The sequence below is a fragment of the Xanthomonas sp. 4461 genome, from assembly GCF_024806475.1.
Classification (GTDB): Bacteria; Pseudomonadota; Gammaproteobacteria; order Xanthomonadales; family Xanthomonadaceae; genus Xanthomonas; species Xanthomonas arboricola_F.
This window is the reverse complement of the sequence record NZ_JANTYV010000002.1, coordinates 1,032,331-1,045,456: the sequence shown is the minus strand read 5'-3', so window position 1 is coordinate 1,045,456 and position 13,126 is coordinate 1,032,331. Positions and strand designations below refer to the sequence as shown.

The 13,126-nt window shown below is 64.7% G+C and carries 12 protein-coding genes and 1 other RNA gene; 5 read left to right on the top strand and 8 right to left on the bottom strand.

The window, feature by feature from the left end; all coding sequences use genetic code 11:
* Complete coding sequence (locus FHY19_RS12250) at window positions 1–987, top strand: malate dehydrogenase (protein WP_259152815.1); 987 nt, start codon at window positions 1–3, stop codon at window positions 985–987.
* Window positions 988–1,180: 193 nt separating this feature from the next.
* On the opposite strand, the gene FHY19_RS12245 is transcribed toward FHY19_RS12250, so the two are convergent.
* From FHY19_RS12245 to FHY19_RS12235, 3 genes are all read right to left on the bottom strand, one after another.
* On the bottom strand, window positions 1,181–1,795 hold the full coding sequence (locus tag FHY19_RS12245; protein WP_259166323.1) for a glutathione binding-like protein: 615 nt from the start codon (window positions 1,793–1,795) through the stop codon (window positions 1,181–1,183).
* A gap of 31 nt (window positions 1,796–1,826) precedes the next feature.
* On the bottom strand, window positions 1,827–1,958 hold the full coding sequence (locus FHY19_RS12240) for a hypothetical protein (RefSeq protein ID WP_259166322.1): 132 nt from the start codon (window positions 1,956–1,958) through the stop codon (window positions 1,827–1,829).
* Between the two features lie 110 nt (window positions 1,959–2,068).
* Window positions 2,069–2,530, bottom strand: a complete 462-nt coding sequence (locus tag FHY19_RS12235) for a cell wall hydrolase (RefSeq protein WP_055846073.1) — start codon at window positions 2,528–2,530, stop codon at window positions 2,069–2,071.
* Window positions 2,531–3,477: 947 nt separating this feature from the next.
* Between FHY19_RS12235 and FHY19_RS12230 the strand changes: the two genes are divergently transcribed.
* Window positions 3,478–3,553, top strand: a non-coding RNA gene (locus tag FHY19_RS12230) — sX9 sRNA.
* A gap of 86 nt (window positions 3,554–3,639) precedes the next feature.
* Here the strand turns inward: FHY19_RS12230 and FHY19_RS12225 are convergent.
* From FHY19_RS12225 to FHY19_RS12215, 3 genes are all read right to left on the bottom strand, one after another.
* The gene (locus FHY19_RS12225; protein ID WP_259166321.1) at window positions 3,640–4,911 is read right to left on the bottom strand and encodes an MFS transporter; all 1,272 of its coding nucleotides are present in this window, start codon (window positions 4,909–4,911) and stop codon (window positions 3,640–3,642) included.
* 237 nt (window positions 4,912–5,148) lie between these two features.
* Window positions 5,149–7,188 carry an NADPH-dependent 2,4-dienoyl-CoA reductase gene (locus FHY19_RS12220; RefSeq protein WP_259166320.1) on the bottom strand — a complete coding sequence of 680 codons (2,040 nt, stop codon included), beginning with the start codon at window positions 7,186–7,188 and terminating at the stop codon, window positions 5,149–5,151.
* Between the two features lie 265 nt (window positions 7,189–7,453).
* Window positions 7,454–8,476, bottom strand: a complete 1,023-nt coding sequence (locus FHY19_RS12215; RefSeq protein ID WP_259166319.1) for a zinc-binding alcohol dehydrogenase family protein — start codon at window positions 8,474–8,476, stop codon at window positions 7,454–7,456.
* Between the two features lie 413 nt (window positions 8,477–8,889).
* On the opposite strand from FHY19_RS12215, the gene FHY19_RS12210 reads away from it, so the two are divergent.
* The 3 genes from FHY19_RS12210 to FHY19_RS12200 all read left to right on the top strand — a co-directional run bounded on the left by FHY19_RS12210 (window position 8,890) and on the right by FHY19_RS12200 (window position 11,571).
* On the top strand, window positions 8,890–9,987 hold the full coding sequence (locus FHY19_RS12210) for an OmpA family protein (protein WP_259152824.1): 1,098 nt from the start codon (window positions 8,890–8,892) through the stop codon (window positions 9,985–9,987).
* A 191-nt stretch (window positions 9,988–10,178) separates the two neighbouring features.
* Window positions 10,179–10,691 carry a hypothetical protein gene (locus FHY19_RS12205; protein ID WP_259152825.1) on the top strand — a complete coding sequence of 171 codons (513 nt, stop codon included), beginning with the start codon at window positions 10,179–10,181 and terminating at the stop codon, window positions 10,689–10,691.
* Between the two features lie 19 nt (window positions 10,692–10,710).
* Window positions 10,711–11,571 carry a pseudouridine synthase gene (locus FHY19_RS12200; RefSeq protein WP_259166317.1) on the top strand — a complete coding sequence of 287 codons (861 nt, stop codon included), beginning with the start codon at window positions 10,711–10,713 and terminating at the stop codon, window positions 11,569–11,571.
* Here the strand turns inward: FHY19_RS12200 and FHY19_RS12195 are convergent.
* The gene (locus FHY19_RS12195; RefSeq protein ID WP_259166315.1) at window positions 11,510–11,914 is read right to left on the bottom strand and encodes an HNH endonuclease; all 405 of its coding nucleotides are present in this window, start codon (window positions 11,912–11,914) and stop codon (window positions 11,510–11,512) included. The two genes, FHY19_RS12200 and FHY19_RS12195, sit on opposite strands and share 62 nt — an antisense overlap.
* A 2-nt stretch (window positions 11,915–11,916) precedes the next feature.
* Entirely contained in the window at window positions 11,917–13,125 is a 1,209-nt protein-coding gene (gene kbl, locus FHY19_RS12190; protein ID WP_259166313.1) for a glycine C-acetyltransferase, read from the bottom strand.
* Window position 13,126: the final 1 nt, after the last annotated feature.

Sequence of the window (13,126 nt, the reverse complement as noted above, 5' to 3'; positions counted from 1 at the left end):
ATGAAAGCACCTGTTCGTGTTGCTGTGACCGGCGCTGCCGGCCAGATCGGCTATGCCCTGCTGTTCCGCATCGCCTCCGGAGAAATGCTGGGCAAGGACCAGCCGGTCATTCTGCAGTTGCTTGAACTGCCGATCGAGAAAGCCCAGGCCGCCCTCAAGGGCGTGATGATGGAACTGGAAGACTGCGCATTCCCGCTGCTGGCGGGCATGGTCGGTACCGACGACGCCGAAGTGGCCTTCAAGGACGTCGACGTCGCCCTGCTGGTCGGTTCGCGTCCGCGCGGCCCGGGCATGGAGCGCAAGGATCTGCTGCTGGCCAATGCGGAGATCTTCACCGCGCAGGGCGCGGCCCTGAACAAGGTCGCCAAGCGCGACGTGAAGGTGCTGGTGGTCGGCAACCCGGCCAACACCAATGCCTATATCGCCATGAAGTCGGCGCCGGACCTGGACCCCAAGAATTTCACCGCGATGCTGCGCCTGGACCACAACCGTGCGCTGAGCCAGCTCTCGGTCAAGCTCGGCAAGCCGGTGGCCGGCATCGAGAAGCTGGCGGTGTGGGGCAACCACAGCCCGACCATGTACCCGGATTACCGTTTCGCCACCTCCGATGGCGCTTCGGTAGGCGATGCGATCAACGACCAGGAATGGAACGCGTCTACCTTCATCCCGACCGTGGGCAAGCGCGGCGCGGCGATCATCGAGGCGCGTGGTCTGTCCTCGGCCGCATCGGCTGCCAATGCCGCCATCGATCACGTGCGTGACTGGGTGCTGGGCAGCAACGGCAAGTGGGTCACCATGGGCGTGCCGTCGGACGGTTCCTACGGCATTCCGGAAGGGGTGATGTTCGGCTTCCCGGTTACCACCGAAAACGGCAAGTACACCATCGTCAAGGATCTGCCGATCGACGACTTCAGCCAGAAGTACATCGACAAGACCCTGGCCGAGCTGGAAGAAGAGCGCAGCGGCGTGTCGCATCTGCTGGGTTGATTCGCAGTGCATTGCTACAAGAACGCCGGGCACTGCCCGGCGTTTTTTTTGTGTCCACGTGCGGGCGCTGGACCTGCATGCGGAGCTCGATATGTTGCGATCGTTTGCGGGCAATGCGTGGCGACGACCCGCAGGCGCTGCGAGGGGCGGCTTGCCGTGTGACGTTACGCCAGCTGTCAGGCCGCAGTGCCGATTACGACAGGCCTTCGGCCGTCAGGGCGGCCTGCACATCGGCATCGGCATGCATGCGCTTGAAGAACGCATCCAGCGCGGTCAGGCCGGTGAGGTCGACGCCGGCTTTGTTGGCCCACCGCAAGGTCACGAACAGATAGGCATCGGCGCCGGTATGGCTGTCGCCGGCCAACCACTGCCGGCCCTGCAGATGCGTATCGACGCGTGTGTAGAGAGCGCGCAACTTGCTGCGTGCATCGTCGTGACTGCGCGCGATCAATGCCTGATCCTGCAGATACGCCGTGCTGCCGAAGATCGGCTTGAAGGTCGGATGTACATCGGCATTGGAAAAGGCGATCCAGCGATTGATTTCGGCGCGGCTGCGCGCGCTGCCATCACCGCCAAGGCTGGTGAGCGGCGCAACATCGGCGATGTAATTCAGGATGGCCGCGTTCTGGGTCAGGGCCCAATCATCGACCATCAGTAACGGCACTGCGCCAGCGGGATTGAGCTGCAGATACTCGGGCGACTTCATGGTTGCTGCATCGACCACGACCAGGTCGAACGGAAGCCCGGACCAGCGCAACACAATGTGGTCTGCAAGCGAACAGGCGCCGGGCTTGGTGTAGAGCTTCATGTGCATCCAATGGTGAAGAGGGGATGCAAGCTTAGCCGGGTTGTGCGGCAAGCTGTGCCGCCTGCCCATCGGCGGTGGCCTGGGCGCTGCCGCCCATCGGCATCGTCACGCGTAGCGATCTGCGGGCTGCACGCACCGGGCGCTCGGCTGCATCGGGGGGCATGCTGCGCAGTCGCGCATCGACTGGCGTGTGCGACAACCTGTCGCTGTTGGCCGGCCGCGTCATCGCAACGGTTCGGACACGTTGCAACGCGCTATCGGCGCACGCTGTCGCTACGACGCAGTCCGCGGGCGCAGCTTCTGCACGCGGTAGAAAGTGTGATCGCCGATGGTGGCAACCTGATACGCATTCCGCCAACTCGGGCTGGCAATCGCGCTGGCAGCAAAGTGGCTCGCGCCAGGCACGATCTCCTTGCGCTGGCCCACCGGCAACGCCCAGTTGCGTTCGGCGGCGAGGGCAACACCCAATGCCTTGTTCCAGGCGTCGTCGTTCTTCAACTGCGTGCCTGGCGCGACGATCGTCGGTGCAAACTGCTTGCGTGCAGTGACCACCTCACACATCGAGTCGCCCCACAAGCCGCTGTCCAGTCGACGCAACGCAACTTCAGCGACAGCCTGTTGGCCGCGCAAGGTCTGGTCGCGCGCTTCCAGATAAACGGTCGTACTCAAGCACAGTGAATCTGCAGCTGGCTGCGGCATCAATTGCGCCAGCCAGAATATCCAAATCATCTTCATACAACTCCTTGCTCCGTATGGGCCGGTCCGCAGAGCATCCAAGGTGGATGCACCAATACGAAAGGCTTGGCGTCATGGGGAGGCGACCTGTCACGGGCCGCCCGGTCTTCGGTGAAAGAGGGATCTACCGAAGGTGCCCACCAAGTGAGGTGGGTCAAAAAGTTGGCGCAAGGTAGGCGGCGATCACATAATCTTGGCTGAATGGGCGGGGTTGACGCGGCGCGACTTCGGCGGTGTCTGCGTTATGCCCAAGGCACAGCACGCAAGGCAGCTGTAACGCGCGTCGCATTCGCCCAGGCGACACGGGCGCGTGCAGTGCCTGGTTCCGATATCGCGTGCACTGTGCAGCAAGACGTTTGGCTGATTCTGCGTTCACGCCGGCTGCACGTTTCTTCTGGGCTACGAAAAGACACGCGGCGAACCTGCGCGTCATCGAGTCGACGATGATGGTCCGTCGCACGCGATTGCATGCGTGGGCACTGCGCATCTGTCGGTATCGTCGAGCAAGCCGTTGACGATGCGCAGCATGAACTCGCATGCGATGTCGGACGTTGCGTTATTGCATCGCTATCGCACGATTCTGATGGCCGGGTTGTCGCACTCATGGCTGCTCAACCGCGTTGCGCGATGCGCTCACGCTTCGCTCGCGAGGCGTATATTCGAGATCGCCAAGCTAGGTGGCTGTCATGATGCTCATCGCGACGGTCGTGCGCATCGCGAGTGGATGCCGGAGCCCAATCTATGATCATACGCACGCCGGCAACCGCAGCTTCAAAGCAAGCAAGTCGTCGGGTGACGATGCATATCGAATATGCGCGTGGCTTCGGCAGCGAAAACGGAAGGATCTTTTTCGAGCGTCGACTATGTTGGTCACTACAAGTGACGCCTGAGGGCGACTAAAAAACTGCCCAGCCACCAGGCTTGCGCGGCCATTGCCCGCAGTCGGCGTTTTCCGTTCGTAGACTCCTGTTCCCATGCGCCGTCCACGCTCATCTGGCCACTGTTCGCTACGTTTTATCAGCCGCTAAATGGCTCGGTGCAGATTCAACAAACTATCTTCGCGCCGGTGTGGTCAAGGATCGGCTTTGGGTGCATCCGGATACAGGCAGTCAAGTTTGTAATGGTCTCGATTGTGGTGTCGCTTCTGCGGGCAGTCGTCGCTCAAGTCGCGATACACGGTTGTTCCAGGCCAGCAGCAGACAGGCCGCGCCGCAGGCGACAGGCCCGATTGCCATCGACCATGCCAGTTGCGCTTGAGCTGCGCCGTGGTCGTTGTGCTGTTGCAACAGCAGGCCGACCACCGTGCTGCCTAGCGCAAGCGCAACCTGTGCCACCGCTGTCAGCACGGCAGAGCGGCGAGCTTGTTGGGTGGGGCCGTACTGCATGCAAAGTTCGGCATGGCGCGCCCAGACCCATTGTCCGGCGCTGCCCGCGGCCATGCCCACGCAAAGTGCCAGCGCTGCATCCAGGCAGGTGCTGCGGGTTGTCTGCAGCGCAAACAGCAGCCCACAGCCTGCCAGCGCGGCGCCGCTGTATCCCAGGCGCTGGAACGCGCCGGTATGCAGACGCGCTGCCAGCGGTTGTACGACCACCGAGCCAATGGCGTAGCTGATCAGCAGCGCGCTGCCCCAACGTTGCGAGATAATCAGTGTCTGCGCCAGATACGGCGCCAGTTTGGTAAACGTAGGCAAGGTCAGCGACAGCAGCGCGATCACCATCAGCGGCAACAGTGGATGGTGGCGCAAGGATGTGAACGATCGATCGGTTGGTACGCTGTTGACGTGCTGCGTCTGCGGTTGCAGCGTCAGACGCAGCCACCACGACGCGGTCACTGCAATGCAGCTCGCAATGCAAACCACCGTCATCGCGGTGGCAGCACCCGCATGCGGCCTGGAGAGCAGCAGCCCGATCGCTGCACTCATCGATAATGCAGCCAGACCGCTGCCGATCAAGCGCAGTGCGCTTACGCCTTGCGCTCCGCGCCAAGGCCAACGGCAGAGCCCAAGTAACGTGTTCTGCGCGACATCGCCGATGGCGTAGGCCGCGCGAAACGGCAGGCTGAGCAACAGCACGCAGGGCAGGCGTGCAGGCGGCGGCAATAGCGGCACCAGAAACAGCAGTGACATCGCCGCCGCCGCCAGCGCCATGCCTCGCCATTGCGCGCGCCCTGCCCATGCCAGGCTGATGCCCGCTTGCCAGCGGCGCGCAGCCAGTAGCCCCATTGCGGCACTGACCAGCAGCCCGGCAGCGACCGACACGCCGGCAGCTGTTGCACTCAGTCCCACGTATTCGGTCAGGGCGAAGATCAGCAGCAGCTCGCCGGTGTACCAGAGCAGACTCTTGCCGAAATGCGCAGCCGTGTACGCCAGCAACGTTTCCATTGACAGGGTAGGGATCAGGCGCGTTTTCGAAGCAGGCGGCATCCGCCGCTTATAGCGCAGCGCCAAGACACTACGAAGAACCGCGCACGCGTCGAACGCGGGATGGCGCTAGTACGGACGAGAGCGGCGGCCATGATGGCGCAGCTTCCAAGCCCCTCCCAAGCGGAGAAGGGCTTGCACCTGGGTGGACATCTGTCCCGGACGGCGCGGCACCGCCTCAGCGGGTGCGCGCACCGATCACAGCAGCGCAGCGAGTCGGCTGGCCTGGTTGATCGCGCGTTTGGCGTCCAGCTCGGCGGCCACGTCCGCGCCGCCGATCAGGTGCGGTTGCTGGCCGTTGGCCTGCAGCGCGGCCAGCAGCTCGCGTCGCGGTTCCTGACCGGCGCAGATCACCACGGTGCCGACGTCGAGCAATTGCTCGTTGCCCTCCACGCGAATGCGCAGTCCGGCGTCGTCCACGCCCAGATATTCCACGCCGCCGAGCATCTTGACGCCCTTGGCCTTGAGCGTTGCGCGGTGTATCCAGCCGGTGGTCTTGCCCAGGCGGGCACCTGGCCGCCCGGGGCTGCGCTGCAGCAGCCAGACTTGACGGGCAGGGCGCTCGGGTTGCGGCTTGGCCAGCGCGCCGCGCGCTTCGAAGGTCGGGTCCACGCCCCATTCGGCCATCCATCGCTGCGGATCCAGCGCCGGCGACTCCCCGGCGTGCACCAGAAATTCGCCGACATCGAAACCGATGCCACCTGCGCCGATGATCGCCACCTTGGGAGCAGCCACATGCCGGCCCAGCACCACGTCCAGGTAGCTCACCACCATCGGGTGATCGGCACCGGGAAAGTCGACCTTGCGCGGTTCGATGCCGGTCGCCAGCACGACCTCGTCGAAGTCCTTCAGGTCTGCTGCCTGCACAGGCGCGTTCAGACGCAGCTGGACGCCAGTGGCTTCGATCCGGTGGCGGAAATAGCGCAGCGTTTCGTTGAATTCTTCCTTGCCCGGGATGCGCCGGGCCACATTGAACTGCCCGCCGATCTCGCTGCCCGCATCGAACAAGGTGACGTGATGCCCGCGCTCGGCCGCCACCGTCGCGCAGGCCAGGCCCGCAGGTCCGGCGCCGACCACGGCAATGCGCTTGGGCGTTGCGGTAGGTGTATAGATCAGCTCGGTTTCGTGTACGGCGCGCGGGTTGACCAGGCAGGTGGCGAGCTTGTTTTCGAACACGTGATCCAGGCAGGCCTGGTTGCAGGCGATACACGTATTGATGGTGTGCGACTGCCCGGCGCGGGCCTTGTTGGTCCACTGCGGGTCGGCCAGCAGCGGGCGCGCCAGCGACACCATGTCTGCTGCGCCGTCGGACAGGATGCGTTCTGCCACTTCCGGCATGTTGATGCGGTTGCTCGCCACCACCGGAATGCGCAGATGCGGTTTGAGCTTGGCGGTGACGCCGGCGAATGCGGCGCGTGGCACCGAGGTGGCGATGGTCGGCACGCGCGCTTCATGCCAGCCAATGCCGGAGTTGATGATGGTCGCGCCGGCGGCTTCGATGGCCTGCGCCTGCGCCAGGATCTCCTGCCACTGGTTGCCGTCTTCGACCAGGTCCACCAGCGACAGCCGGTAGATGATGATGAAGTCCGGTCCGCAGGCTTCACGGATGCGGCGCACGATTTCCACCGCAAACCGCATGCGCTTGGTCGCGTCGCCACCCCAGGCATCGTTGCGCTTGTTGGTACGCGCGGCGGTGAACTCGTTGATCAGGTAGCCTTCCGAGCCCATCACCTCGACACCGTCGTAGCCGGCCTCGCGCGCCAGCCGCGCGGCGCGCGCGTACGCGGCGATCTGCCGGTCCACCGCCGCTGCCGACAATGCGCGCGGAGTGAACGGATTGATCGGCGCCTGCAGCCTGGACGGCGCCACCGACAACGGGTGGTAGGCATAGCGCCCGGCGTGCAGCAGCTGCATGCAGATCTTGGCGCCGTGCTCGTGCACCGCGCGGGTGACCTGGCGGTGCGGGCGGACTTCCCAGGGCCAGGACAGTTTGCCGCCGAACGGCTTGAGCCAACCCACCACGTTCGGCGAAAAGCCGCCGGTGACGATCAGGCCGACACCGCCTGCGGCCCGTTCGGCGAAATAGGCGGCCAACCTGGGGAAATCGCGCGCCCGATCTTCCAGCCCGGTGTGCATCGAGCCCATCAGGACGCGGTTGCGCAATTGGGTGAAACCTAGATCGAGTGGCGTGAACAGGTGCGGGAAGGACGAGGCGGACGGGCCGGTGGCGGGCGACATGATATGGATACGCTGGCGTACGGAGTGCGCACGATGCAGGCAAACGGGCGTGGCGGCAAGTCCCAAGCTGCCGCTTTGGCGCTGCCGGCCGCGATGCAGACCTTGCCTGGCTGACTTCACCGCATCGGTTATGCGCGGGCCCGCCATGGGCGGCGCCTGACCATGTAGCGGGCATGCCTGGCCATCGCCGCGCAGCCCGATGGCGGGCGTAGTCCAGGTCTGTCTGCAGTGTTGCCGCGCAAACAGGCGGCGCTACCCGCTGTGGCTACCACCCGGCCAACACCAGCTTGCCGATGGTGCTGCCGCTCTCCAGCCGCCGATGTGCTTCACGCAGGTTGTCGGCGTTGATCGGCGACAGCGTTTCGGTGTGTGTCGTGCGCAGCTCGCCGGCGTCGATCAGGCTCGCGGCACGGTTGAGGATGCGATGCTGTTCCACCATGTCGTCGGTGGCGTAGCGCGACCGCGCGAACATCAGCTCCCAATGGATGCCGATGCACTTTGACTTGTACGGGTCGCCAATCATCAGGGGGCTGCGTGGCTCGACGATCAGGCCGACATGCCCCTGCGGCGCCAGGATCTCGCCCAACTGCTGCCAGTAGCGGTCGGTATCGGCCAGATTCAGCGCCGCATCCACCTGTTGCAGGCCCAGTGCCCGCAACTGCGCGTGCAGCGGTTGGTGGTGGTCGACGACGTGCTGCGCACCCATCTGCCGCACCCATTCGACGCTCTCCGGGCGGGAGGCGGTGGCGATCACGGTGAAGCCGGCATGTCGCGCCAGCTGGATCGCAATCGATCCCACCCCGCCGGCACCGCCAATGATCAATAGATGGCGGCCGCGGTTACGTGCGCCATCGAATGCGAACGGCATGCGCTGAAACAGCAGCTCCCACGCGGTGAGCGTGGTCAATGGCAAGGCAGCCGCCTGCGCAAAGCTCAGCGAAGTGGGCTTGCAGCCGGCGATGCGCGCATCCACCAGCTGATACTGCGCGTTGCTCCCCGGCCGGCCGATATCCCCGGCGTAGTACACCTCGTCGCCCACGGCAAACGCAGTGACGTCCGGGCCCACCGCCTCGATCACGCCCGCAGCGTCATATCCCAGGATTTTGGGCTCGGTCAGTGGCTGCGGCTTGGGCGCACGCACTTTGGTATCGACCGGATTGACCGAGATCGCTTCCACACGTACCAATAAGTCATACCCCAAAGGCGCGGCGGGGGCGGGGACGTCGATGTCAAGCAGCGATGCTGGATCATCGATCGGCAGATAACGGGTAAGGGCGACGGCTTTCATCGGGACGCTCCTGGTGGGGAGTTCAGGGTGCGTTGTGGAGCGAGGCGGCTGCAATAACCGACTCCGCAATTCAGCTCGGCCGGGGCCTTGCGTTCACCAATGTGGTTTTTTGCGCTAGTGAAGCCCCTGCAGAACGCCCTCTCTGGAACCGTATTCAACAGGCTCAAGTGGGCTGCCGTTCAGATGCGTTGACTGGCGAAAGTGGGTGCCCGGTCCTTTCCTTCATGAAACTGTATACGTAGTATTGGATGGGCTCCGCCGCCATGGTGATTGCTTTCACATGTTATATGACCGTTAACGCGATCTTCACTGAGGCCGGCTTAATCTGCGCCCCGATGGCTCTGGATGTGACGAGCATCTTTACCAAGAACAACGCCTCTATCGGTTTATCTCCCAAAGAAGGAGCTGTATAAATGAACAAGAAAATTCTCACTGCCGCGTTGCTCGGCGGTCTGGCAGTTGCCCAGGCTGCGTCCGCGCAGGAGTTCGATGACCGTTGGTACCTGACCGGTAGCGCTGGCTTCAACTTCCAGGACAGCGATCGTCTGACCAATGATGCTCCGTTCGTCACCCTGGGCCTGGGCAAGTTTGTCAGCCCGAACTGGTCGATCGACGGTGAACTGAACTATCAGAACCCGAACTTCGATGCCAACCAGGATCAGAACTGGAGCCAGTACGGCATCTCGTTCGACCTACGTCGCCACTTCATCCAGGAAGGCCGCGGCTGGAACCCCTACCTGCTGTTCGGTCTGGGCTACCAGCGTTCGGAAGAAGAGTTCGACGCAACTCCGAACCCGGTTTCGCCGGGCCAGCAGAAGGACGGCAACTTTGCCGCCAAGGCTGGTGTCGGTCTGCAGACCACCTTCGACAAGCGCGTCGCCGTGCGTGCTGAACTGGCCTATCGCGCCGACTTCAACGACCAGAGCGTTGCTGCTCCGCAGGAAGACTGGTTCGGCGACGTGCTGGCTTCGGTCGGCGTCGTGATCCCGCTGGGACCGGCTCCGTCGACCGCTCCGCCGCCGGCTCCGGCTCCGGTTGCCCCGAGCTGCGCAGACCTGGATGACGACGGTGACGGCGTCAACAACTGCGACGACAAGTGCCCGGCTTCGCAGCCCGGCCAGACCATCGGTCCGGACGGTTGCCCGGTTCCTGTGTCGATCGACCTGAAGGGCGTGAACTTCGACTTCAACAAGTCGACCCTGCGTCCGGACGCACAGTCGATCCTGAGCGAAGCGACCGAGATCCTGAAGCGTTACCCCGACCTGAAGGTCGAGGTTGCCGGTCACACCGACTCGAAGGGTACCGACGCGTACAACCAGAAGCTGTCCGAGCGTCGTGCGACCACCGTGTACGACTACCTGACCAAGAACGGCGTCGATGCGTCGCGTCTGGTTGGTCCGATCGGCTACGGCGAGAGCCGTCCGATTGCTCCGAACACCAACCCGGATGGTTCGGACAATCCGGAAGGCCGTGCGAAGAACCGTCGTACCGAGCTGAACGTCCAGAACTAATCGGACCGCTAGCTTGTTCCATACAAAACCCGGCCTTGTGCCGGGTTTTGTCTTTGTAGGACCACCAAAAGCGTGTCGAGGCACCGTCTAACCTGTCTGTGTTGCCCTCCAGGCACGGTTCCGGTTGAAACAGCGTTCATCGCTGCCTACACTCGCCGCGTCAACACCACACTCATAATTGGAAGAATCCGATGCTGCGTACCGCCACGGCAGGTTTGCTCTGTCTCGCCTTGATTCCCGCCGCCTACGCCGCTCCGAACTGCGCCGGCAGCACGGTGTCCCAGCCGCTGCCGTTGCCCGCCACCGTCATCGCACCGGCGGCCGCCGAGTTCTATACCCGTAGCGTCCAGCTGGGCATGCCCACCGGCGTGTTGGCACAGCCCTATACCAGCGAGCAGTCGGTGGACCGCGTGCTGCTGCGTCTGCGCGTGGAAGGCTGCCAGGACGTGGCCAAGGTGATTCCGCCGGGCGGCACGGTCAACCCGAACGACCCGGCTGCCTACAAGGCCACCACCGCATTCGACAACACGCCGTGGCGCTTCGACATGAGCCAGAACGGCAAGCGCATGACCGCCGAAGAATTCGATGCCTGGATGAAGTCGCGCGGCGTGCGTGTGGTCAAGGCGCGCCCGGTTGCCGGCGCAGCGCCGGCGGCAGCGGCACCTGCACCGGCGGCCGACGCCAAGCCGGTCGAAAACAAGTAAGCCGCGCGGTCGGGACGGCATGACCCGGCGGCCCCCGCCGGCGACGTCCCGGCATCGCAGCCGTGGTTCGTCGGTGCCGATGCGCCCGACGCGTGCCTCGGCGGCAGGACCAGGCATCACCGCGCCACGTCATGGGCTGGCGCGGGTGTTGTCCAAGCTGGGTGTGTGTTCGCGCACCGAGGCGGCACGCTGGATCGCCGATGGGCGCGTCAGCGTGGATACGCGGGTGGTTCGCGACCCCGAATTTCCGATCCGTGCCGACCAGCATCAGGCGATCGCGGTGGACGGCCAGCCGCTGGCCGGGCCTGCGCGGGTCTATCTGATGCTCAACAAGCCGCGTGGCGTGGTCACCACGGTGCGCGACGAGCAGGGCAGGGACACGGTGTATCGCTGTTTCGACGGCGCCGGCCTGCCGTGGATTGCACCGGTGGGGCGGCTGGACAAGGCCAGCGAGGGCCTGCTGCTTTTCAGCAACGATCCGCAATGGGCAGCGGCGGTGACCGATCCGGCCACTGGCCCGGACAAGACCTATCATGTGCAGATCGACTGCCGCCCCGACGCCGGGCAGCTGGCGCAGTTGCAGACCGGTGTGATCGATCCAGACCCCGAGGGTGATGGCGCGCTGCTGCGTGCCAAGCGGGTGCGCTTGCTGCGCGAGGGCGAGCGCAATGCATGGCTGGAAATCGTGCTGGACGAAGGCCGCAATCGGCAGATCCGTCGACTGCTCGCGGCCGTGGATATCGGGGTGTTGCGGCTGGTGCGCGTGGCGATCGGGCCGCTGGCGATGGGCGAGCTGGGTAAAGGCGCGTGGCGAGCGCTCAGCGCGAAGGAAGTCCAGGCGCTGACGTCGGCTCCCGCCAGCGCGCCAGACGCGCGCTGAGCAGCGCAGCGACGACTTCGCCGGCGCGTGCATCGCTGGCGCCATTGGCATCGTGGCGCCGACCTTTGGCGTGATTGCAGCCGGCACAGGCCAGCGCCAGATTGCGTGCATCGTTGGGGTCGTCGCCGACCTGCGCGCATAGCGCTGCTGCTGCGCGGCGCCCGAACCAGGCCTGCGGGACCACGTGTTCGAGCGTGGTGTGCCCCAGCGGTTCGCCGTCGATGCCGATGTGCAGGCGGCGACGGCAATGCAGGCAGCGGGTCTGCCAGCTGCCGGCGAGCAACTGCGCCTGGGCATCGGTGTGCGCCGCGAGCAGGAGCCGTTGGCGCAGCACCGTCCGCACGCTCAGGCCTTGATGACGTCCAGTTCGCGGCCGATCTTGATGAAGGCGTCGATGGCCTGGTCCAGATGCTCGCGGGTATGCGCGGCGCTGATCTGGGTGCGGATGCGCGCCTGTCCCTTGGGCACCACCGGGAAGAAGAAGCCGATGGCGTAGATGCCTTCTTCCAGCAGGCGCTCGGCGAACTTTTGCGCCAGCGGGGCGTCGTAGAGCATCACCGGGCTGATCGGATGCACGCCGGGCTTGAGCTCGAAGCCGGCGGCGGTCATGCGCTCGCGGAAATAGCGGGTGTTGTCGATAAGTTGCGTGCGCAGCTCGCCGGCCGCTTCCAGCATGTCGAATGCCTTGATGCCTGCAGCCACCACGTGCGGCGGCAGCGAATTGGAGAACAGATAGGGGCGCGAGCGCTGGCGCAGCAATTCGATCACCTCGCGCCTGGCGGTGGTGAAGCCGCCCAGCGCGCCGCCCATGGCCTTGCCTAGCGTGCCGGTAAAGATGTCGATCTGGTCCAGCACGCCCTTGACCTCGGCCGAGCCGCGTCCGGTGGCGCCCAGAAAGCCTGTGGCATGACATTCGTCGATATGCACCAGCGCGTTGTATTTGCGGGCGAGGGCGGTGATTTCGTCCAGCGGGGCGATGAAGCCATCCATCGAGAACACGCCATCGCTGGTGATCAGCTTGGTCTTGCAGCCAGCCGCATCGGCGGCCTGCAGCTGCGCTTCCAGATCGGCCATGTCGCAATTGGCGTAGCGGAAGCGCTTGGCCTTGCACAGGCGCACGCCGTCGATGATGGAGGCGTGGTTGAGCGCGTCGGAAATGATGGCGTCGTGCTCGCCAAGCAGCGGTTCGAACAGGCCGCCGTTGGCGTCGAAACAGGCCGCGTAGAGGATGGTGTCCTCGGTGCCGAAGAAATCGGCGATGGTGCGTTCGAGCTGCTTGTGCAGGTCCTGGGTGCCACAGATGAAACGTACCGAGGCCATGCCGAAGCCGTGCGTGTCCAGCGCGTCCTTGGCAGCCTGGATGATGTCCGGGTGGTCGGCCAGGCCCAGATAGTTGTTGGCGCAGAAGTTGAGCACGCTACGGCCATCGGCCAGGGTGATCTGCGCCGACTGCGGGCCAGTGATGATGCGCTCGGACTTGAACAGGCCCTGGGACTGGATGGTGTCCAGTTCGGCGGCGTAGTGGGCGGTGAGCGCGGCAGGCGGACGGGTCATG